Consider the following 22391-nt stretch of genomic DNA (forward strand, 5'->3'; position numbering starts at 1 on the left):
CATGCTCAGCGACTTTCGTAATCGCCTGCGTCAGCAACCCGGCAAACAGGCACCGGCAGAGGCGCAGGACGCGTCCCTCGACAGTAAAGAGTGCGCCAGCGTGCTCATGGCCTGGGAGGCCAGTGTGCCGGACCTGCTCTATGAAACCAGGACCAAGCTCGGCTCGATGGAGGCCGAGTGGCGGGAAAAGATCTACCAGCAGTTGCTCAAGGTCATGGACCTGTCGCTCCTCGACTCCCTGGAGCCGGCCGAGGCCGGGCGGCAGATCCGCGACATCTGCCAGCGCTTGCTCGATGAGCATTCGGCGCCGGTCAATGCCAGCAGCCGCCAGTTGATCCTCAAGCAGATCGCCGACGAGGTGCTCGGCCTCGGGCCTCTGGAGCCGCTGCTGAATGACGCCAGTGTGTCCGACATCCTGGTCAACGGTCATGCCTCGGTGTATGTCGAGCGCTTCGGCAAGCTGCAACGAACGGATGTGCGTTTTCGCGACGACCAGCACCTGCTGAATATCATCGATCGCATCGTTTCCAGCCTGGGGCGGCGCATCGATGAGTCCTCGCCGCTGGTGGACGCTCGCCTGAAGGACGGCTCGCGGGTCAACGCCATCATTCCACCGCTGGCCATCGACGGACCGAGCATGTCGATCCGCCGCTTCGCCGTGGATTTGCTCAACACCGAGAGCCTGGTGCAGATGGGCACCCTGACCCCGAGCATCGCCCTGATGCTCAAGGCCATTGTCCGCGGCCGGTTGAATGTCCTGATCTCCGGAGGGACCGGCAGTGGCAAGACCACCATGCTCAACGTGTTGTCCAGTTTCATTCCGCACAACGAGCGGATCGTGACCATCGAGGACTCGGCCGAGCTGCAACTGCAGCAGCCCCATGTGGTGCGCCTGGAAACCCGGCCGTCGAACATCGAGGGCCGTGGCGAGGTGGGCCAGCGGGAGCTGGTGCGCAACAGCCTGCGTATGCGGCCGGACCGCATCGTGATCGGTGAGGTGCGTGGCGCCGAGGCGCTGGACATGTTGACGGCGATGAATACCGGCCACGACGGCTCGCTGACCACCATCCACGCCAACACCGCCCGCGATGCCCTGGGACGGATCGAGAACATGGTGTCGATGACGGGGGCGACCTTTCCGATCAAGGCCATGCGTCAGCAGATCGCTTCGGCCATCGGCGTGGTCATCCAGCTGGAGCGGCAGGAAGACGGTACGCGGCGGCTGGTCAGCGTGCAGGAAATCAACGGCATGGAAGGGGAAATCATCACCATGACCGAGATCTTCGCTTTCGTGCGCAGTGGCCTGGGCGAGAAAGGCGAGGTACTGGGCGAGTTCCGCCCCACCGGCATGGTTCCGGCATTTCGCGATGTGCTGGCCAAACGGGGCATCGAGCTGCCGCTCAGCCTGTTCCGGCCAGACTGGATGGAGGGCTAGTCATGAATCAAGTCCCCAGTGAATTTATCCTGGCGTTTCTCGGCATGGTGTTCACCGCCATATTCCTGCTCAGCCAGAGCGTGGCGGTGCCGGTGTTCGGCGAGGCCGGCAAGGTGCGCAAGCGTATTCGCAGCCGCCTCGACCTGCTGGAGCGGGCCAGTAACCTGGAGAACATGCAGTCGGTACTGCGCCAGAAATACCTGCGTCGCCTGTCCCCGCTGGAGGCGCGCCTGGAGCAGTTGCCGGCGATGGAGGCCCTGGCGCAGATGATCGAGCAGGCCGGACACGAATACCGCGCCTATCGGGTGCTGATGCTCAGCCTGGTCCTGATGCTGGCGGCGGGTATGCTGCTGTGGCTGTTCACGCAACTGTGGTGGGTGGCGCTCCCGGCGGCGGCTGTGGCCTTCTGGCTGCCGGTGTTGAAGATCTCCCGGGACCGCAACAAACGCTTTGCCCTGTTCGAGGAGCAGCTGCCGGATGCACTGGATGCCATGTGCCGGGCGCTGCGTGCTGGACATCCGTTCAATGAAACCCTGCAATTGGTGGCCGACGAGCACAAGGGGCCGGTTGCCCACGAGTTCGGCCTGACCTTTGCCGACATCAACTACGGCAACGATGTGCGTCGGGCCATGCTTGGCCTGCTGGAGCGCATGCCGAGCATGACCGTGATGATGCTGGTGACCACTGTGCTGATCCACCGCGAGACGGGTGGCAACCTGACGGAGGTGCTGGATCGTTTGAGCAGCTTGATTCGCGGCCGCTTCCGCTTTCAGCGCAAGGTCAAGACGCTCTCGGCCGAAGGGCGCATGTCAGGCTGGATCCTGGTGGCGATGCCTTTTGTACTGGCGGCGGGGATTGTGATTTCGAGCCCGACCTATCTGCCTCTGCTCATCAATGAGCCGCTGGGACAGAAGATGGTGCTTGGCGCGTTTGTGGCGATGCTGCTGGGAATCCTCTGGATACGCAAGATCATCCGGATTCAGGTGTGAACACAATCACTCGTAGGGGGTGAGGTCATGGAGTATCTACTGAGCCTGATCAATCGTCTGGTCGGTAATGAACAACTGGCGCGCATGGTCTTTGCCGCAGCCATCGGCCTGAGCGTGGTGCTGGCCGTGGCCACCCTGGTGTTGCTGGTGCAGGGGCTGCAGGACCCGGTGCACCGTCGTCTGCTGCTGATCAAGCGCGGCCATGGTGGCGATGGTCACCGGCAGGGGGCGCCGAGCAACCTGCAATTGATGCTGGAGCAGGTCGGCCAGCGTTTTGTCTCCGGTGAGCAGGAGCAGACCTCGGCGACCCGGACCTTGCTGACCCATGCGGGCTTTCGTTCCCCGGCCGCTGTCCAGATGTACTGGGCGGTGCGCCTGTTGACGCCATTGGTATTGGTGGCGCTGGCGGTCATGGCGCTGCCGCTGATACCGAAGGTATCGCTGCTGCTGGGGATGGGGCTGGTGATCCTGGCGCTGGGGGTGGGCTGGCTGGTACCGGCCATCTATGTCGACAGCCGCAGGAACGCGCGGATGACCCGTTTGCTCGTCGCCTTTCCGGATGCGCTGGACTTGATGGTGGTCTGCGTGGAATCAGGCCTTGCCTTGCCCCAGGCGATCGAGCGGGTGTCGGAAGAGATAGCGGTCAGCCAGCCTGAGCTGGCCATGGAGCTGGCACTGGTCAACTCCGAGATCCGCGCCGGGATTCCCAGTACCGAAGCGCTCAAGCATCTGGCCGAGCGTACCGGGCTGGAGGACATTCGCGGGTTGGTGAGCCTGTTGGCGCAGAGTATTCGCTTCGGGACCAGCGTGGGGACGACCCTGCGTATCTATGCCGAGGAGTTTCGTGACCGGCGCACTCAGCAGGCCGAAGAGAAAGCCGCGAAAATCGGCACCAAACTGGTGTTTCCGCTGATCTTCTGCCTGTGGCCAAGCTTCTTTCTGGTCGCCATAGGACCGGCGATCATCGGCGTCTTCAAAGTATTCGGGAAGTTATGAAAGAGGGGAGGGGCAAGGGCCATCGGCATGGATGGCATTGCCCCCTCTGAACTGAACGCCATCGCGATTCATTGTCACTTTGAACCACCCGAACTACCCGAACCTACGTACTCCTTGTAGTACTCGGGGATCGGGTGTTTGTAGTTGTCCAGCCAGCGCTGCAGGGTCAGTTCCCGTTCGCTGGGCGAGGCGTTCTGAGGAATGGGCGACTTGACCTGGTTTCGACTCTGCAGCAGCAGCCAGGTTTCGGTCGGCTGTTGTGACAGGGAGGCCGGGCCGGGTTCGATAGCCTGGGTCACCAGCGGAAGAAGCAAGAGTCCCAGGCAGCTGAGCGTTTGGTATTTCATCACTACCTCTGCGTTATTGGTTGATTGACACTTGATGGCGACGAATCCGTAGCACTGACTGCCTGACCGTTAGCTGACTTCTTCACCGCGTTCCTGAGTTTTTCGGCCCGCTCCTTGGCGTTGGTGACTTGTTCGGGCTTCAGGCCGGCACGATTGACCAGGTCCGAGGCCTGTTTCCAGTTGCCTTGATAAATCAGCAAGGTCACCAGGTTGAGGGTTGCCAACTGATCGTCCTGTTTCAGCTCCATGGCCGTGAGGAACTCAAAGCGGGCTTGCCTGGTATCCCCCTGGTTGAGGTAGACCACCCCCAGATCGTTGCGGATCTTCTCGTCGGTGGGGGACAGGCGCGCCGCGCGTTTCAGATGTTCCAGGGCCAGAGCGTTATCGTGGCGTGACGCTGCCAGTTGACCCAGGCCATGCTCGCCTTCGGCGGCCAGGCAGGTGCTGAGCAGGCTGCGGTACAGCGGTTCGGCATCGCTCTGGCCGAGCTGGCGATAGACCTTGGCCTTGCGCATGCGGACCTGCGGCAGGTCTTCCGGCAGGCGTTGCAGATTGGCCAGGCCGGCGTGCAGCTTGCCTTCGCCGATCATGTCGTCGGCCAGGCTCAGCGACAGTTCCTGATCCGAATCCAGTTTGCTGCATGCCTGCTTCGACCAGGCACTGCTGCCGTTCGTGGCGCAGCCGCTGAGCATGAGCAGCCCCAACGCAGCAATGACTACTTTCATTTTTCGCTCCTGGAACAATCCGATTGTCGAGGAATGGCCAACACCGGACTTGCCGAGTCCGGTGTCATCGAGCCTGAGCGTGGCCAGCGACGAGCCAGAACCCTGGTTCATTGCGAAAGCCCGCTGGCGGCCTGGTCATAATTGCCGTTTTCCAGGAAGTACAGACGGAACCAGTTCGGGTCGTAGTTGCGCAGTGGCTCGCCAGGCAGTACCGGCAGCTTGGCGTTGACCGCCAGCGGTTGCACCAGATGCGGGGTGACGATCATCAGCAGTTCCTTCTCTTCGCGCCTGATCGAAGAATCACGGAAAAATGCGCCCAGGATCGGAATCTCTCCCAGGCCGGGGAACTTGCTCACGGCCGTGGTATTGGTGGTGCTGATCAGGCCGCTGATCACGAAGCTCTCACCGTCGGCCAGGGAGATGCTGGTGTCGGTGCGACGCACAACCAGGGCTGGCACCGAGATGCCGTTGACGGTAATCCCGTTGTTGAAGTCCAGTTCGCTGACTTCCGGGGCAACCTTCAAGGCGATGCGGTCATTTCCGACGATTGTGGGGGTCAGGGTCAGGCGAATACCGAATTCCTTGTACTGGATGGTAATACTGTCGCTGCCGCTGCTGGGGACCGGGATCGGCACTTCACCACCGGCCAGGAAGCTCGCGCTCTGTCCGCTCAGCGCCACCAGGCTCGGACGCGCCAGGGTGTAGGCAAACCCACTGCCTTCCAGGGCGTTGATCAGCCCAAGGACGTTACCGCCACCAAAGCCAATATTAAACTGGCCGTTGTTGAGCGGTATTCTCGGTGCGAGGCCACCGATATTGCCGGGCGTCACCGTCACCAACGGGACCGTGCCCGGGGAGCTGAACAGGAAGTTACCGCTCTTGCCGAAGATCGAGGTGCCGGCCTCTTTCAGCTTGGTGCGGCTGACTTCGACAAAGCGGATATCGGTCTGCACCTGGCTGGCCAGAGACGGGTCTTCGGAGGGGGGCAGTAGCGAACTGACCATCGAATGAGGGCCCTTGCCCTGGACGAACACCATGCTCTGGCGAGGTTCCTTGTCGCAGGCTGTCCAGACCATCAGGCTGGTGGCGCCGGGCGCAATGCCCGTCAGCAGGTATGAATCCCGCCCATTGAGATACACATCGGCAATTTTCGGGTCGCCCACGGCCAACCGGGTAATGGCAACGGGGGAGTGCATTATCGTCTGCTGACCCTCTCCCACTTCCACCGTCGACGGCAGTGGCTGCAATCCAGCGCAGTTATTTGATGCCGCCATGGCCATCCCGGTGGGGAGGCCAGCGATCATCAATGTCCACGCCACTCTCCTGAGCACCTGTACATAATCACTGTTCATGCACTGCTTCCTTGTTTGGGCTGGGAAAACCGCAAGGGCCGGTCAGCAGGGATCATTTCTCCGTCATCTGAACCAGAGCCCGCCAAGTGTTGCTGCAACCAACCAGCAGTTAGCTGTTTCTGTAACTGACGTTAGCGCAGAAAGATAAAATTGCTATGAAGTGTAAAAAAACGCTTGGTCGATCGAGGGGATTCGCCGCCGGGTCGAGGCTCGCCTGCCTGTAATGCTCAAAAATGGTGCGAGTGCGCATTGCGCGTCACTGAGCCGTTTGCGCTGAGGCGCTTCTGCAGAGGCTGCAATTTGTGGGCTTTCGTGCTGGGTCGAGCCGTGTGGCACGGGCGTGACACAGGTCAGAATCATCTTTTACATCAAGGGGATATTCTGTAGCCTTGCGCAGTTTCAACGCTGCACCTACCTGATGAATACTCACTCTCCCGGCGGTACCCTCAACGGGTCCGGAGCCGGGTGTATACTCGACTTTCGCGCATAAGCGCCCGCAGGTCTTGCGATCATGACGCACATTTCCGAACGCCTTCTGGTTCAGGCCCACCTTGACGCCAAGCAGCCCAAGCCGCTGACTGCCGCAGAAGAAGCCCATTACCGTGCCGCGATTGCTGCCGAGCTCAAGGCTCAGGACGCCGTGCTGGTGGCTCACTTCTACTGTGACCCGGTGATTCAGGCCCTGGCCGAAGAGACTGGCGGCTGCGTGTCCGATTCCCTGGAAATGGCCCGTTTCGGCAACGCTCACCCGGCCAAGACCGTGGTGGTCGCCGGTGTCAGGTTCATGGGCGAGACGGCGAAGATCCTCAACCCCGAGAAACGCGTGCTGATGCCTACCCTGGAGGCCACCTGCTCCCTCGACCTGGGGTGCCCGGTGGAAGAGTTCTCGGCGTTCTGCGACCAGCATCCGGAGCGCACCGTTGTGGTCTACGCCAACACCTCGGCAGCGGTCAAAGCCCGTGCCGACTGGGTGGTGACCTCCAGTTGCGCCCTGGAAATCGTCGAAAGCCTGATGGATAACGGCGAAACCATCATCTGGGGGCCGGACAAGCATCTGGGCACCTACATCCAGCGCCAGACCGGTGCCGATATGCTGCTGTGGGACGGTGCCTGCATCGTTCATGAAGAGTTCAAGTCCAAGCAGCTGGAGGACATGAAGGCGCTCTATCCCGATGCGGCCATTCTGGTCCACCCGGAATCGCCGACCTCGGTGATCGAGCTGGCCGATGCGGTGGGTTCCACCAGCCAGCTGATTGCCGCCGCGCAGCGTTTGCCGAACAAGACGCTGATCGTGGCGACCGACCGCGGCATCTTCTACAAGATGCAGCAGCTGTGCCCGGACAAGGTGTTTATCGAGGCGCCAACGGCCGGTAACGGCGCGGCTTGCCGCAGCTGCGCCCATTGCCCGTGGATGGCCATGAACACCCTGGAGCGCACCTTGCAGTGCCTGCGTGAGGGTAGCAACGAGATATTCGTCGACCCGGCGCTGATTCCCCAGGCCATTCGCCCGCTCAAGCGCATGCTCGATTTCACCCAGGCCGCGCGGATGAAGCTGGCGGGCAATGCCTGATCGCCTTCGACAAGCGCACAGAAAAACGCCCCGACATTCGGGGCGTTTTTTTGTGTGGCGGATTATTTTTTCTGTTTGGGGATGCGCACGATCTGGCTGGACGAGTAGATGTCGTGCCAGCTGCGCTTCTGTTTGTCCACCAGGACCCAGATGAAACCCAGCCCGGCGCATAGCCAGGAAGCGATCGAGACCATGAAGCGCAGGAGGGCCTGCCACAGGCTGATGCTGCTGCCGTCGGCGTTCTGCACGCGAATGCCCCAGACCTGCATGCCCAGGGTCTGGCCGGAGTGGGTCCAGAACTTGGCGAAGAAGGCGAACAGCACGAACAGCAGGACGGTCGAGTAGAGGGGATCGCCGTCCAGGGCGCCGGATTCGGTCAGGGTGCGCATCCGGGTTTCACCGAGGATCTGCAACTGGATGAACTTGTAGATGCCGCCCGTGACGATCAGCAGTGCGGTGCACAGCAGGAAATCGTAGAACATCGCTGCCAGACGACGGCCCAGGCCAGCGGCGGGAAAATCGCCCTGGGGGGTTAGCAGGTGCTTTGGCATCACAGGCCTCTCGATCGAAGAAAGAAGCCATTTTACGGAATTGCGCGCACAAAAAAGCCCCTGATGTCAGCATCAGGGGCTTTTTCGTTACAGACGATCAGCCTTCGGCTTGAACTTCGTCAGCCTGCATGCCTTTTTGGCCCTGCACAGCGATGAAGGTCACTTTCTGGCCTTCTTTCAGGCTCTTGAAGCCGTTGCCCTGAATAGCGCGGAAATGCACGAACAGATCCGGACCGCTTTCTGGAGTGATAAAACCAAAACCTTTCTCGTCGTTAAACCACTTGACGGTACCGCTCTGACGTTGGGACATTTCTTATTTCCTTTGACGCTAAAAAATTAATGACAGTCTCTTTCTCATGAAGGAGTACTGGGCTGGGTTGCAGGAAAGTAAGAGACGTCGAACGGGTTGTAGCAAACTTGTTGGCTACTGCCCAGGTCACGATTCCAAGCGACCCATGCAAACACAGTGGGGAAACTCTACGCCAACTATGGGAGAAAAAACAAGCCCTGCGAAACCCCGGTTTTCCTCAGCTTGCAGCTGTTTGCCGGAACTAGGCGTCTGGGCTTATTCGATAGAGTTGTTCAATTGTTTTCAACTGTTATAAGGCAAGTTCAATATCGAAAATATGCACTATTTTATGGCGGTTGCGTTACAGATTAGTGCACTTTTAACGCAACCGCGTTACTTATAGAAACAGTTGATCAACCGCGATAGTAGCGTTGTGCAACGAATGGCATTTTGCTTACAAGCATTGGCACCTTTTTCCCACGAACAATTGCCCAAACTGGCGTATCGAGTGCGACATAAGCGCTATCGATGTAACCCATGGCCAACGGACCGCCCAGGGTCGGACCAAAACCGCCGCTGCAAACACTGCCGATCACCTCGCCCGCTTCGTTGACGATTTCCGCGCCTTCACGCACCGGTGTGCGTTCCTGGGGCAGCAGGCCCACGCGCTTGCGCTGCACGCCATTGAGCTGTTGGGCGAACACCTGTTCCGCGCCCGGGAAACCGCCGGCCCGCGCGCCATCGGCACGACGTGGCTTGGAGATGGCCCACAGCAGGCTGGCTTCGATCGGGGTGGTCTGGCTGTTCATGTCATGGCCATACAGGCACAGGCCGGCTTCCAGGCGCAGCGAGTCACGGGCACCGAGGCCGATCGCCGCCACTTCCGGTTCGGCCAGCAGGGCGCGGGCCAGGGTTTCGGCGTCGGCCGCCGGCACCGAGATTTCGAAACCGTCTTCGCCGGTGTAGCCCGAACGGCTGACAAAACAGTCCACGCCCAGCAGCTTCACGCGGGTGAATTGCATGAACGTCATCTTCGCCACTTCCGGCGCCAGGCGCGCCAGCACGGTGACGGCCGCCGGGCCTTGCAGGGCGAGCAGGGCGCGCTCCTCGAACAGCGGCTCGATGCTGCACGCCTGGCCAATGTGCTGGCGCAGATGGGCCAGGTCCTGCTCCTTGCAGGCGGCGTTGACCACCAGGAACAGCTCGTCGTTGCCCAGGTTGGCGACCATCAGGTCGTCGAGGATGCCGCCGTTTTCATTGGTGAACATGGCATAGCGCTGCATGCCCACGGGCAGGTCGATGATGTCCACCGGCACCAGGGTTTCCAGGGCCTGGGCGGCATTGGCGCCGCTCAGGCGGATCTGGCCCATGTGCGAGACGTCGAACAGGCCGGCCTGCTCGCGGGTGTGCTGGTGTTCTTTCATCACGCCCAGCGGGTATTGCACGGGCATGTCGTAACCGGCGAACGGCACCATGCGCGCGCCGAGTTCGAGGTGCAGCGAATGCAGCGGGGTCTTCAACAGTGTTTCGGTGGACATGTTCAGCTCCTGGATAAACGTGAGATGCGTGTGTGCCTGCATCAGCACTCGATGATGTTGACTGCCAAACCGCCGCGGGCGGTTTCCTTGTATTTGCTTTTCATGTCGGCGCCGGTCTGGCGCATGGTGCGGATCACCTTGTCGAGGGAGACGAAGTGTTGTCCGTCACCCCGCAGGGCCATGCGCACGGCGTTGATCGCCTTGACCGAACCCATGGCGTTGCGCTCGATGCAGGGCACCTGCACCAGGCCGCCGATCGGGTCGCAGGTCAGGCCGAGGTTGTGTTCCATGCCGATCTCGGCGGCGTTTTCCACTTGTTGCACCGTACCGCCGAGCACTTCGCACAGGGCGCCGGCCGCCATCGAGCAGGCCACGCCGACCTCGCCCTGGCAGCCGACTTCGGCGCCGGAGATGGAGGCGTTTTCCTTGTAGAGAATGCCGATGGCGGCGGCGGTCAGCAGGAAACGCACCACCCCGTCTTCGTTGGCGCCGGGGATGAAGCGCATGTAGTAGTGCAGCACCGCCGGGATGATGCCGGCGGCGCCATTGGTGGGCGCGGTGACGACGCGCCCGCCGTTGGCGTTTTCTTCGTTGACCGCCAGGGCATACAGGTTGACCCAGTCCAGCACCGACAAGGAATCGCGCAAGGCCGCCTCGGGGTGTTTGCACAGCTGGCGGTGGAGGGCGGCCGCGCGGCGCTTGACCTTCAGGCCTCCCGGCAGGATCCCTTCATTGCGGCAGCCGGCATCCACGCAATCCTGCATCACTTGCCAGATCTTCAGCAGGCCGGCGCGGGTTTCCGCTTCCGGTCGCCAGGCGCTTTCGTTGGTCAGCATCACCTGGCTGATGGACAGGCCATAGGTGGTGCAGTGACCGAGCAAGTCCTTGGCGCTCTTGAAGGGGAAGGTCAGTTTGGTGGTGTCTTCGACGATACGGTCGGCCCCCGCAGCGTCCTCGTCGACCACGAAGCCGCCGCCCACCGAGTAGTACTCGCGGCTGCGGATCTGCAACCCGGCGGCATCGAAGGCTCGGAAGATCATGCCGTTGGGGTGGTAGGCCAGGGGTTTGCGGATCATGGCCAGGTGTTCTTTCTCGTTGAACGCGATGACGTGTTCGCCGAGCAGGGTCAAGCGTGCGCTGCTGCGTATTTCCTGCAGGCGCGCGGCGATGTTTTCGGTATTCACGGTATCCGGGTGTTCACCTTCCAGGCCCAGGAGCACGGCCTTGTCGCTGCCGTGGCCCTTGCCGGTGGCGCCGAGCGAGCCGTACAGCTCGACCTTGACGCAGGTGGTGGCGCCCAGCAGCCCGTCACGCCGCAGGCCTTCGACGAAGCGCGCGGCCGCGCGCATCGGGCCAACGGTGTGGGAGCTGGAGGGGCCGATGCCAATCTTGAACAGGTCGAACACGCTCAAGGACATGTTGGTTCTCCGGTTTCTTGTTATAGAGGCAGCGACAAGCCAGAAGCGACAAGCTGCAAGTCAGAAGCCGATCGGCTCTTTCTTGCAGCTTGAGGCTACTAGCTTGTTGCTGCCTTAGGCGTAGCTTTCGATCGACGGGCAGGCGCACACCAGGTTGCGGTCGCCGAACACGTTGTCGACGCGGCCGACCGGAGGCCAGTACTTGCCTTCGATCAGCGAGGCCACCGGGTACACCGCCTGTTCACGGCTGTAGGGGTGCGACCACTCGCCAACGATTTCCGCCGCGGTGTGCGGGGCGTTTTTCAGCGGGTTGTCGTCCTTGTCCAGGCTGCCGTTTTCCACCGCGCGGATTTCTTCGCGGATGCGGATCATGGCGTCGCAGAAGCGGTCCAGTTCTTCCCTGGATTCGCTTTCGGTCGGCTCGATCATCAGGGTGCCGGCCACCGGGAACGACATGGTCGGGGCGTGGAAGCCGAAGTCGATCAGGCGCTTGGCGACGTCGTCGACGCTGATGCCGCTGCTGTCCTTGAGCGGGCGCAGGTCGAGGATGCACTCGTGGGCCACCAGGCCGTTGCTGCCGGTGTAGAGCACCGGGTAGTGCTCTTCCAGGCGACGGGAGATGTAGTTGGCATTGAGGATCGCCAGCTGCGAGGCACGCTTGAGGCCTTCGCCGCCCATCATGCGGATGTACATCCAGGTGATCGGCAGGATGCTCGCGCTGCCGAACGGCGCGGCGCAGACCGCGCCTTCCTTGCGTTCCATGGCCGCGTGGCCCGGCAGGAACGGCGCCAGGTGCGACTTGACGCCGATCGGGCCGACGCCCGGGCCGCCACCGCCGTGGGGAATGCAGAAGGTCTTGTGCAGGTTCAGGTGCGACACGTCGCCGCCGAACTTGCCCGGGGCACAGAGGCCGACCATGGCGTTCATGTTGGCGCCGTCGATGTACACCTGGCCGCCGTTGTCATGAATGATGCCGCAGATTTCGCGGATGCCTTCCTCGAACACGCCGTGGGTCGACGGGTAGGTGATCATCAGCGCGGCGAGGTGCTCGCGGTGCTCGATGGCCTTGGCCCGCAGGTCTTCGATATCGACGTTGCCGCGGGCGTCACAGGCGGTAACCACCACGCGCATGCCGGCCATGTTGGCGGTGGCCGGGTTGGTGCCGTGGGCGGACGAAGGGATCAGGCAGATGTCGCGACGGTCGTCGCCACGGCTCTGGTGATAGGCACGAATGGCCAAGAGGCCTGCGTACTCACCCTGGGAGCCGGCGTTCGGCTGCAGGGACACCGCGTCGTAGCCGGTGGCGGCGCAGAGCATGGCTTCCAGTTCGGACGTCAGTTGCTGGTAGCCGGCGCTTTGCTCGGCCGGGGCGAACGGGTGCAGGGCACCGAACTCGGCCCAGGTGATCGGGATCATTTCGCTGGCGGCGTTGAGCTTCATGGTGCACGAGCCCAGCGGGATCATGGTGCGGTCCAGGGCCAGGTCCTTGTCCGCCAGCTTGCGCAGGTAGCGCATCAGCTCGGTTTCCGAGTGATAGCGGTTGAACACCGGGTGGCTGAGGATCGCCGACTGACGCACCAGCGGCGCCGGGATACGGCTCTGTACCGTGGTGGCCAGCGCGGCGAAATCCGGCAGCGCCTGACCGTCGGCCAGCAGGCTCCACAGGGCCTCTACATCGGCCTGGCCGGTGGTTTCGTCGAGGGACAGACCCAGGCGCTCGGCGTCAATCACCCGCAGGTTGATGCGCTGGGCGCGGGCCTTGTCGTGCAGCGCCGAGGTGCGCGCGCCTGTGTGCAGGGTCAGGGTGTCGAAGAAGCTTTCCTGCTCGACCTTGATCCCCAACTTGCTCAGGCCCTGGGCCAGGATCGCGGTCAGCTGGTGGATGCGCCGGGCAATCCGGGTCAGGCCTTTGGGGCCGTGGTACACGGCGTACATGCTGGCGATGTTGGCCAGCAGCACCTGGGCGGTGCAGATGTTGCTGGTAGCTTTCTCGCGACGGATATGTTGCTCGCGGGTCTGCATGGCCAGGCGCAGCGCCGGCTTGCCGAAACGGTCCACGGACACCCCGACCAGACGGCCCGGCATGTCGCGCTTGAACGCGTCCTTGGTGGAGAAGTAGGCCGCATGCGGGCCACCGAAGCCCAGTGGCACGCCGAAGCGCTGGGCGCTGCCGATGGCCACGTCGGCGCCGAATTCGCCCGGCGGGGTCAGCACGGTCAATGCCAGCAGGTCGGCGGCGACCGCCACCAGGGCGTTGGCGGCGTGGAAGCGCTCGGTCAGCTCGCGGTAGTCGAACAGGTCACCGTTGCTCGCCGGGTATTGCAGCAGGGCACCGAAGAACGGGCTGACGTCGGTCAGTTTGCGCTCGTCGCCGACCACCACGTCGATGCCCAGCGGCTCGGCACGGGTGCGCAGCACGTCGAGGGTTTGCGGGTGGCAATGGCTGGAGGCGAAGAAGGCGTGGCTGCCCTTGTTCTTGCTCAGGCGCTTGCAGAAGGTCATGGCTTCGGCGGCGGCGGTGGCTTCGTCGAGCAGGGAGGCGTTGGCGATCGGCAGGCCGGTGAGGTCGCTGATCAGGGTCTGGAAGTTCAGCAGCGCTTCCAGGCGGCCCTGGGAGATTTCTGGCTGGTACGGGGTGTAGGCGGTGTACCAGGCCGGGTTTTCCAGGAGGTTGCGCAGGATCGGCGACGGCGTGTGGCAGTTGTAGTAGCCCTGGCCGATGTAGGTCTTGAACAGCTGGTTCTTGGCGGCGATGGCCTTGATCGAGGCCAGTGCGTCGGCTTCGCTCTGCCCGGCGGGCAGGTCGAGGACGCTGGTGCCCTTGATGCTGTCGGGGATCACGCTGGCGCTCAGGGCTTCCAGGGAGTCGAAGCCCAGGCTGTTGAGCATGGCTTGCTCGTCGTCCTGGCGCGGGCCGATGTGGCGCGCGATGAATTCGTTGGCGGTGCTCAGGTTGACTTGAGTCATGGCGGCTCCTCAGGCGTCGGCGTTGGCTTTGATCAGGCGGTCGTAGGCGTCCTGATCCAGCAGTTGGCCGACAGCGGCGGCGTCCGCGGGAATGAAGCGGAAGAACCAGCCTTCGCCCAGCGGGTCTTCGTTGACCAGCTCGGGGCTGGTGTCCAGGGCGGGGTTGGTTTCCACCACTTCCCCGTCCAGGGGCATGTACACGCCGCTGGCGGCTTTTACCGATTCCACGGTGGCGGCTTCGGCGCCCTTGTCGTAGGCCTGCAATTCCGGCAATTGCACGAACACCACATCGCCCAGGGCGTTTTGCGCGAAAGCCGTGATGCCGACGGTAACGCTGCCATCGGCTTCGGTACGCAGCCATTCGTGATCTTCAGTAAAACGCAACTCGCTCATGGAAACTCCTCAAGGGGCCAGATTCGTCTGGTGGACGCGATTGAATGCTCGTGCAAGGCCGAGCTGAATGGATAAGCCCATAGCAAAAATGCGGCCAATGTTTTTAAGTTGTTATAAATCAATAAGTTATGAGTTTCTCCTGGCAAGCAAAAGTTGACAGCTGTAGCGAAATCGCTACAGCTGGAGCGTCAGGGAAAAGCCTATGGGGATCAAAGCCTTGCGTAGCGCCGATTACAACCGGCTGTAGCGATATCGTTCCGCTGTAGCGCTTTCAGTACAGGTGGAGGTCGCTTTTCGCACTGTTTCTTTGTAGGAGCGAAGCTTGCTCGCGATGAGCCTGAGAGCGCTGCGCGGGCTCCAGGCACTGCGGCGCCGTTGAGATTTTTCGCGAGCAAGCTTCGCTCCTACAGAAGCAGAGCGGAAGCGACAGCCGTCAGGCTTTCAGGGCTTGTTGGGGATGCCGTACTTGCGCAGGCGATGGGCGATGGCGGTGTGGGAGGTCTGCAGGCGGCTGGCCAGCTGGCGGGTCGAGGGGTAGTTGACGTACAGGCTTTCCAGCAGTGCCTTCTCGAACTCTTCGACGGCCTGTTCCAGGCTTTCGACTTCGGTGTCGTTCTGGCGCGCCACCGAGGTGCCGGCGATATCCAGGTCGCCGATGTCCACCAGGCTGCTTTCGCAGATCGCCGCCGCGCGGAAGATCACGTTCTGCAACTGGCGCACGTTGCCCGGCCAGCGGTTGCCCAGCAGCGCCGGATAGGTGCCGGGCGCCAGGCGGCAGACCGGGCGCTGGATCTGCGCGCAGGCCTGCTGCATGAAATAGCGCGCCAGCAACAGGATGTCCTGGCCGCGCTCGCGCAGGGGCGGCACTTCCACATTCAGCACGTTGAGGCGATAGAACAGGTCTTCGCGAAAGCTGCCTTCGGCGACCATCTTTTCCAGGTCGCGGTGGGTGGCGCTGAGGATCCGCACATTGACCTTGACCTCACGGTCGCCGCCGACCCGGCGAAAGCTGCCGTCATTGAGAAAACGCAGCAGCTTGGCCTGCAAATAGGGCGACATTTCGCCGATCTCGTCGAGAAACACAGTGCCCTGGTTGGCCAGCTCCATCAGTCCCGGCTTGCCGCCGCGCTGGGCGCCGGTGAAGGCGCCGGGCGCATAGCCGAACAGCTCGCTTTCGGCGAGGTTTTCCGGCAGGGCGGCGCAGTTCAGCGCGAGAAACGGCGCGCCGTGCCGCGCACTGATGGCGTGGCAGGCCCGCGCCACCAGCTCCTTGCCGGTACCGGTTTCGCCCTGGATCAGCAGCGGTGCATCCAGCGCGGCGACGCGCTGGGCGCGGGCCTTGAGGGTACGGATGGCCGGCGAATCGCCGAGCAGGGCATCGAAGCCTTCGGCATGGTCGTGGTGCAGGGCCGACAGGCGCTCGCCGATGCGATTGGGCTGATACAGGGTCAGCAGCGCGCCGGCGTCGGTGATCGGCGTGGCGTCCAGCAGCAGGGTCTGGCCGTTGAGGGTGATTTCCCGCAGGGGCAGGCGAAAGCCCTGTTCCAGCAGGGTTTCCAGCAGCGCCGGGTCGTCGAACAGCTCGGCCACGCTTTCCCCGGCCGGCTCGCGGCCATACAGGGCGATCAGCGCCGGGTTGGCCAGCAGCACCTTGCCGGCGCTGTCCAGGGCCAGCACCGGGTCGGTCATCGCCGCCAGCAGGGCGTCGAGCTGCAGGTGGCGACGCTGGCCGGGCAGGATGTCGACCACCGTCACCGCCTGCACGCCGCGCACGCTGAACAGCGCGTCGCGCAGCTCTTCCAGCACTTGTGGGCTGAGCGTCGGGGCGTCGATGTAGACGTTGGGCGGCACCATCTCCACCGCATCCAGGTTGAGGTTGCGCCCACCGAGCAGGGCCAGGACTTCCTGGGTGATACCGACGCGGTCGATAAAGCTGACGTGGATGCGCATGGGGCGGACAAGGGTTCTGGAAAACGGAGGGTGGCAAGTATGCCTTGGCGGACGCCATTGGTGAAATTCGCCGTGGCCACAGGCTTCTGTAGGAGCGAAGCTTGCTCGCGATGAACTAGAAGACACCGCGGCGGATCAGGCTACTCGCGTCATCCTTGACGACCATCGCGGGCAAGCCTCGCTCCTACAAGTCAGCGGGTAGGGGAAGCCCGCGACCCGCGGGCTGGGGTTACTCGAGATGTTCGGGTTTTACCGGGTCCCCGGATTTCACGTTCAACTGCACCCGCACATCCTCGAACATCGCATCGTAGTGCTTGTGCACCGAACCGATGCTGCTCATTGCCTTGGGAATCCCGTACTTCTCGGCGATTTTCGTCACGTTGCTGGCGAAGTTGTACGCCTGATCCTTGGGCAGGAAGAAGGGTTCATCGACCGCTTTGCCCTGGATCGTTCCATGCATCTTGAACTGCATCCCCTTGCCTTCCTTGGGATCCTGCGCAACCTCGTAGTCGATGCAGATGTTGTAGCTGACATCGTCCTTGTTCAGCGCGTGTCGTTCGATGTGCAAATGACCGGGTTCGAACTGGGCCATGGTTCTCTCCTTTCAAGGCATGGGAGAGGGGCAGGCCTGGAACCTGCACCCTGAGTCTCTCTTATCGGTAGGTGATGCCCGGCTGGGCCGTGCTGATGCGCGTGCCGGCCTGGCCCTGGACGATCGCTTCGATGTCCGAGAGTGAACCGATCACTGCGACTTTTCCAGTATGGCGGGCGAACTCGCAGGCCGCCTGGACCTTTGGTCCCATGGAGCCGGCGGCGAAGCCGAGCTTTTCCATTTCGTCCGGGTGCGCCTGGGCGATGGCTTTCTGCGACGGCTTGCCCCAGTCGATAAAGGCCGCGTTGACGTCGGTGGCGATCACCAGCAGATCGGCCTCCAGCTGTTCGGCCAGCAGCGCCGAGCACAGGTCCTTGTCGATCACCGCCTCGATGCCCTTGAGCTTGCCATCCTCGCCGTACATAGTCGGAATGCCGCCACCGCCGGCGCAGATCACGATACTGCTCTTTTCCAGCAGCCATTTGATCGGGCGGATTTCAAAGATGCGCTTGGGTTTCGGGCTGGCCACCACGCGGCGGTACTTGTCGCCATCGGGGGCGATGGCCCAGCCTTTTTCCTTGGCCAGTTTTTCCGCCTCTTCCTTGCTGTAGACCGGGCCGATGGGCTTGCTCGGGTTCTGGAACGCCGGGTCCTTGGCGTCGACCTCGACCTGGGTCAGCAGGGTGGCGAAGGGCACTTCGAAGTCCAGCAGGTTGCCCAGTTCCTGTTCGATGATGTAGCCGATCATGCCTTCGGTTTCGGCGCCGAGCACGTCCAGCGGGTAAGGTGACACCGAGGTGTAGGCCGCCGCCTGCAGCGACAGCAGGCCGACCTGCGGGCCGTTGCCGTGGGCGATCACCAGCTGGTTGCCGGGATGGATCTTGGCGATCTGTTCGGTGGCGATCCGGATATTGGCGCGTTGATTGTCCGCGGTCATGGGTTCACCACGGCGGAGCAGGGCGTTGCCGCCCAGTGCGACGACGATACGCATAATGCATTCCTTCCAGAATTCGGTGATCCCGTGGGCGCAAGTCGCGCGCCCACGGGTCGAGGGGCCGGCCGCCAGGCGGTCGGCCCGGTCATCGTGGTTACAGGTCGGCCAGGGTCGAGACCAGGATCGCCTTGATGGTGTGCATGCGGTTTTCCGCTTGCTCGAAGGCGATGCAGGCCGGCGACTCGAACACGTCGTCGGTCACTTCGATGCCGTTGGCCAGGTGCGGATACTGCTCGGCGATCTGCTTGCCGACCTTGGTATCGCTGTTGTGGAACGCCGGCAGGCAGTGCATGAACTTGGTCCGTGGGTTGCCGGTGGCCTTCATCAGCTCGGCGTTGACCTGGTACGGCAGCAGTTGCTGGATACGTTCGGCCCAGGCTTCCACCGGCTCGCCCATCGATACCCAGACGTCGGTGTGGATGAAGTCGACGCCCTTGACCGCGGCTTTCGGGTCTTCGGTCAGGGTGATGCGGGCGCCGCTTTCTTCCGCGTACTTCTTGCAGCGGCTGACCAGGTCGTCATGGGGCCACAGGGCTTTGGGCGCGCAGATGCGCACGTCCATGCCGAGCTTGGCGCCCACCAGCAGCAGCGAGTTGCCCATGTTGTTGCGGGCGTCGCCCAGATAGGCGTAGCTGATGTCGTGGATCGGCTTGTCGGCGTGCTCACGCATGGTCAGCACGTCGGCGATCATCTGGGTCGGGTGGTATTCGTCGGTCAGGCCGTTGAACACCGGCACCCCGGCGAACTTCGCCAGCTCTTCGACGATTTCCTGCTTGAAGCCGCGGTACTCGATGGCGTCGTACATGCGCCCGAGCACGCGGGCGGTGTCCTTCATGCTTTCCTTGTGGCCGATCTGCGACGAGTTCGGGTCGATGTAGGTGACGTTGGCGCCCTGGTCATAGGCGGCGACCTCGAAGGCGCAGCGGGTACGGGTCGAGGTTTTCTCGAAGATCAGGGCGATGTTGTTGCCCTTGAGGTGCTGCTGCTCGGTGCCGGTGTACTTGGCGCGCTTGAGGTCGCGGGACAGGTCGAGCAGGTAGCGCAGCTCGCGCGCGGTGTGGTGCTCGAGGCTCAGCAGGTTACGGTTGTGGATGTTGAAAGCCATGATGGATCTCCTTTGATTTCGGTCGTCCACTTGCCGAGGCCCTTCGTGGGGGCAACGGCAAGCTGCTATGTCGGAATAAGAGGCGCTTAGTAATCGATCGGGTCGCGGATGATCGGGCAGGTCATGCAGTGGCCGCCGCCACGGCCGCGACCGAGTTCGCTGGCGCTGATGGTGATCACTTCCACCCCGGCCTTGCGCAGCAGGGTGTTGGTGTAGGTGTTGCGGTCATAGCCGATGACCACGCCCGGTTCCAGGGCCACCACGTTGTTGCCGTCGTCCCACTGTTCGCGTTCGGCGGCGAAGCTGTTGCCGCCGGTCTCCACCACGCGCAGTTGCTTGAGGTTGAGGGATTCGGCCACCACCTCGATGAACGATTTGTTCTCCCGTCGCACGTCCATGCCATAGGGCTTGCTGGTGTCGGGGCGGATGACGAACGGCACGATTTCCTTGACCACTTCCGGGAAGACCGTGACCAGGTCGCGGTCGCAGAAGCTGAACACGGTGTCCAGGTGCATCGCCGCGCGGGATTTCGGCAGGCCGGCGACCACGACTTTTTCCACCGCGCCCTTGGCGAACAGGGATTGCGCAAGCTGGCCGATGGCCTGGCGCGAAGTCCGCTCGCCCATGCCGATCAGCACCACGCCATTGCCGATCGGCATGACGTCGCCGCCCTCGAGGGTGGCCTGGCCGTGATCCTTGTCCGGGTCGCCGTACCAGATCTCGAAGTCGGCGTGGGTGAACTCGGGATGGAACTTGTAGATGGCGCTGGCCAGCAGGGTTTCCTGGCGACGGGCCGGCCAGTACATCGGGTTGAGTGTTACGCCGCCGTAGATCCAGCAGGTGGTGTCGCGGGTGAACTGGGTGTTGGGCAGCGGCGGCAGCAGGAAGCTGGAGTGGCCCAGGTAGTCGCGGTACATCTTGATCACGCTGGCGCCTTCGCTTTCCGGCAGGTCCTCGCCGGCCACGCCGCCGATCAGGAACTCGGCCAGCTTGCGCGGCTCCAGGCTTTCGAGCCAGCTGCGCACTTCGTTGGTCAGGCCGACGCCGACGGTGTCGGGGGTGATCTTGCGATCCAGGATCCACTTCAGGGCTTCGGGGTTCTGCACCGTATCGGTCAGCAGGTTGTGCATTTCCAGGACTTCGATCCCACGCTCGCGCATTTTGGTGACGAAGTCGAAATGGTCGCGCTTGGCCTGGTTGACCCAGATCACATCATCGAACAGCAGTTCATCGCAGTTGTTCGGGGTCAGCCGCTGATGGGCCAGGCCTGGGGAGCAAACCATGACTTTGCGCAGTTTGCCGGCTTCGGAATGGACGCCGTACTTAACTTTTTCCGTGGTCATTACAGTGATCCTCCAGAGGTAGAAACAATCGTGCGGTTACAGGGTCAGGAAGCCGTCGTAGAGCCCGTAGGCGGCCACCAGGGCGCCTATGACCACTGCGGCGAAAATCAGCTTCTCGACGTTGGTGAAAATCGGTTTGCCCAACTCCAGCTTGGCCTTGGCGAACAGGATCGCGCCGGGGGCGTAGAGCAGGGCGGAGAGCAGCAGGTACTTGACCCCGCCGGCGTACAGCAGCCAGATCGCGTAGATCAGGGCGATGGAGCCGATCAACAGGTCTTTCTTGCGTTCGGCCAGGGCCGCCTCATAGGTCTCGCTGCGCACCGCCAGCAGCACGGCATAGGCCGCCGACCACAGGTAGGGCACCAGGATCATCGAGGTGGCGAGGTAGATCAGCGACAGGTAGGTGCTGGCCGAGAACAGGGTGATGACCAGGAAAATCTGCACCATGGCGTTGGTCAGCCACAGGGCGTTGACCGGCACATGGTTGGCGTTCTCCTTGCGCAGGAATTCCGGCATGGTGTGGTCCTTGGCCGCGGCGAACATGATCTCCGCGCACAGCAGCACCCACGACAGCAGCGCCCCCAGCAGCGAGATGATCAGGCCGACGCTGATCAGCACCGCGCCCCAGTGGCCGACCACATGCTCCAGCACCGCCGCCATCGACGGGTTCTGCAGCTTCGCCAGTTCCGGCTGGGTCATGATGCCCAGCGACAGCACGTTCACCAGCACCAGGAACAGCAGCACGGTGATGAAGCCGATCACGGTGGCCTTGCCCACGTCCGAGCGTTTTTCCGCGCGGGAGGAGAAGATGCTCGCGCCTTCGATGCCGATGAACACCCAGACGGTGACCAGCATCATGTTGCGCACCTGGTTCATCACGCTGCCCAGGTCGGGGTTCTTCATGCCCCAGATGTCCGCGGTGAAGATGTCCAGCTTGAAGGCGAACAGGGCGATCAGCACGAACAGCAGCAGCGGCACCACTTTGGCGACCGTGGTCACCAGGTTGATGAAGGCCGCCTCCTTGATCCCTCGCAGCACCAGAAAGTGCACGGCCCACAGCAGGACCGAGGCGCCGATTACCGCGGCCGGGGTGTTGCCCTCACCGAAGATCGGAAAGAAGTAGCCCAGGGTGCTGAACAGCAGCACGAAGTAGCCGACGTTGCCCAGCCAGGCGCTGATCCAGTAACCCCAGGCCGAAGAAAAACCCATGTAGTCGCCGAAGCCGGCCTTGGCATAGGCGTAGACACCGCCGTCCAGATCAGGCTTGCGGTTGGCCAGGGTTTGAAACACGAAAGCCAGCGTCAACATACCGACAGCGGTAATAGCCCAGCCAATAAGAACAGCGCCTACATCGGCACTTGCCGCCATGTTTTGTGGCAAGGAAAAGATCCCGCCGCCAATCATCGAGCCGACTACCAAGGCGACTAACGCACCAAGTCGTAGTTTTCCGGGAGTGTCAGACATTGCGTGACTCCATTGCAGGAGAAGAGAGACGTCAGAGTAGATCTGCGCGTAATACAAACAGCTGACTTAGATCAGGTCATCGCTACATTCCATTGTGAATGAATGACTTAAGCAGTCTTTGCTTTCGCCGGCAGGATGCCTGGAAGTGCCATTACTGAAGGCCTGGAAGGCTGGATGACAGGGCTTCTCATTGATGCCAGATTGAAACTAGTCCGCTTTCAAGAATGCGCAACTAGTAAAAAAGTTATAAAGGGGGTGGCCGGTTGATGGCATTCAGTCTTTACAAAAAATAAAACTCGCCAAGATTCAGTAAGTTCTGATCGGAGTCATGTCATTGGATCCATAAAAGATCAATAATTGACTCTTTTAGTTC

19 protein-coding genes are annotated in these 22391 nt (G+C 62.2%); 4 read left to right on the plus strand and 15 right to left on the minus strand.

Annotation, left to right across the window (positions count from 1 at the left end):
• The first annotated feature begins 1 nt into the window (after position 1).
• The 3 genes from PVZ80_RS21455 to PVZ80_RS21465 are packed head-to-tail and all read left to right on the plus strand — an operon-like array spanning position 2 to position 3420.
• Positions 2–1435, plus strand: coding sequence for a CpaF family protein (locus PVZ80_RS21455; RefSeq protein WP_273864517.1), 1434 nt, complete (start codon positions 2–4; stop codon positions 1433–1435).
• 2 nt (positions 1436–1437) lie between these two features.
• A complete protein-coding gene (locus PVZ80_RS21460; RefSeq protein WP_009050436.1) occupies positions 1438–2424 on the plus strand; it encodes a type II secretion system F family protein in 987 nt (328 codons plus the stop codon).
• A gap of 27 nt (positions 2425–2451) precedes the next feature.
• The gene (locus PVZ80_RS21465; protein WP_009050435.1) at positions 2452–3420 is read left to right on the plus strand and encodes a type II secretion system F family protein; all 969 of its coding nucleotides are present in this window, start codon (positions 2452–2454) and stop codon (positions 3418–3420) included.
• 74 nt (positions 3421–3494) lie between these two features.
• Here the strand turns inward: PVZ80_RS21465 and PVZ80_RS21470 are convergent, their stop codons facing one another.
• The 3 genes from PVZ80_RS21470 to PVZ80_RS21480 form a co-directional block, all read right to left on the minus strand.
• Positions 3495–3767 carry a DUF3613 domain-containing protein gene (locus tag PVZ80_RS21470; RefSeq protein WP_009050434.1) on the minus strand — a complete coding sequence of 91 codons (273 nt, stop codon included), beginning with the start codon at positions 3765–3767 and terminating at the stop codon, positions 3495–3497.
• A gap of 2 nt (positions 3768–3769) precedes the next feature.
• Entirely contained in the window at positions 3770–4492 is a 723-nt protein-coding gene (locus PVZ80_RS21475) for a tetratricopeptide repeat protein (RefSeq protein ID WP_009050433.1), read from the minus strand.
• Positions 4493–4599: 107 nt separating this feature from the next.
• Positions 4600–5844, minus strand: coding sequence for a type II and III secretion system protein family protein (locus tag PVZ80_RS21480; protein WP_009050432.1), 1245 nt, complete (start codon positions 5842–5844; stop codon positions 4600–4602).
• A 511-nt stretch (positions 5845–6355) separates the two neighbouring features.
• On the opposite strand from PVZ80_RS21480, the gene nadA reads away from it, so the two are divergent.
• The gene (gene nadA / locus PVZ80_RS21485; RefSeq protein WP_009050431.1) at positions 6356–7414 is read left to right on the plus strand and encodes a quinolinate synthase NadA; all 1059 of its coding nucleotides are present in this window, start codon (positions 6356–6358) and stop codon (positions 7412–7414) included.
• A 62-nt stretch (positions 7415–7476) separates the two neighbouring features.
• On the opposite strand, the gene PVZ80_RS21490 is transcribed toward nadA, so the two are convergent.
• The 12 genes from PVZ80_RS21490 to arcD form a co-directional block, all read right to left on the minus strand.
• Positions 7477–7965 carry an RDD family protein gene (locus PVZ80_RS21490; RefSeq protein ID WP_009050430.1) on the minus strand — a complete coding sequence of 163 codons (489 nt, stop codon included), beginning with the start codon at positions 7963–7965 and terminating at the stop codon, positions 7477–7479.
• Positions 7966–8062: 97 nt separating this feature from the next.
• Entirely contained in the window at positions 8063–8275 is a 213-nt protein-coding gene (locus PVZ80_RS21495) for a cold-shock protein (RefSeq protein ID WP_007931076.1), read from the minus strand.
• A 392-nt stretch (positions 8276–8667) separates the two neighbouring features.
• A complete protein-coding gene (gene gcvT, locus PVZ80_RS21500; protein ID WP_009050429.1) occupies positions 8668–9792 on the minus strand; it encodes a glycine cleavage system aminomethyltransferase GcvT in 1125 nt (374 codons plus the stop codon).
• 41 nt (positions 9793–9833) lie between these two features.
• Positions 9834–11210 carry an L-serine ammonia-lyase gene (locus PVZ80_RS21505; protein ID WP_028683221.1) on the minus strand — a complete coding sequence of 459 codons (1377 nt, stop codon included), beginning with the start codon at positions 11208–11210 and terminating at the stop codon, positions 9834–9836.
• A 114-nt stretch (positions 11211–11324) separates the two neighbouring features.
• Positions 11325–14177, minus strand: a complete 2853-nt coding sequence (gcvP, locus tag PVZ80_RS21510; RefSeq protein ID WP_016703409.1) for an aminomethyl-transferring glycine dehydrogenase — start codon at positions 14175–14177, stop codon at positions 11325–11327.
• Positions 14178–14186: 9 nt separating this feature from the next.
• Entirely contained in the window at positions 14187–14570 is a 384-nt protein-coding gene (gene gcvH / locus PVZ80_RS21515; protein ID WP_009050426.1) for a glycine cleavage system protein GcvH, read from the minus strand.
• Between the two features lie 441 nt (positions 14571–15011).
• Positions 15012–16520: a sigma-54-dependent transcriptional regulator gene (locus tag PVZ80_RS21520; protein ID WP_009050425.1), complete on the minus strand. Its 1509-nt coding sequence runs from the start codon at positions 16518–16520 to the stop codon at positions 15012–15014.
• Positions 16521–16749: 229 nt separating this feature from the next.
• A complete protein-coding gene (locus PVZ80_RS21525; protein WP_009050424.1) occupies positions 16750–17112 on the minus strand; it encodes a DUF5064 family protein in 363 nt (120 codons plus the stop codon).
• A gap of 61 nt (positions 17113–17173) precedes the next feature.
• On the minus strand, positions 17174–18103 hold the full coding sequence (gene arcC, locus PVZ80_RS21530) for a carbamate kinase (RefSeq protein WP_016703410.1): 930 nt from the start codon (positions 18101–18103) through the stop codon (positions 17174–17176).
• 97 nt (positions 18104–18200) lie between these two features.
• A complete protein-coding gene (locus tag PVZ80_RS21535; RefSeq protein ID WP_009050422.1) occupies positions 18201–19211 on the minus strand; it encodes an ornithine carbamoyltransferase in 1011 nt (336 codons plus the stop codon).
• Positions 19212–19297: 86 nt separating this feature from the next.
• Positions 19298–20554, minus strand: a complete 1257-nt coding sequence (gene arcA, locus PVZ80_RS21540) for an arginine deiminase (RefSeq protein ID WP_009050421.1) — start codon at positions 20552–20554, stop codon at positions 19298–19300.
• A gap of 36 nt (positions 20555–20590) precedes the next feature.
• Complete coding sequence (gene arcD, locus PVZ80_RS21545) at positions 20591–22018, minus strand: arginine-ornithine antiporter (RefSeq protein WP_009050420.1); 1428 nt, start codon at positions 22016–22018, stop codon at positions 20591–20593.
• Positions 22019–22391: the final 373 nt, after the last annotated feature.

The sequence above is a fragment of the Pseudomonas sp. B3G-3 genome, assembly GCF_028640915.1.
Taxonomy (GTDB): domain Bacteria; phylum Pseudomonadota; class Gammaproteobacteria; order Pseudomonadales; family Pseudomonadaceae; genus Aquipseudomonas; species Aquipseudomonas chlororaphis_I.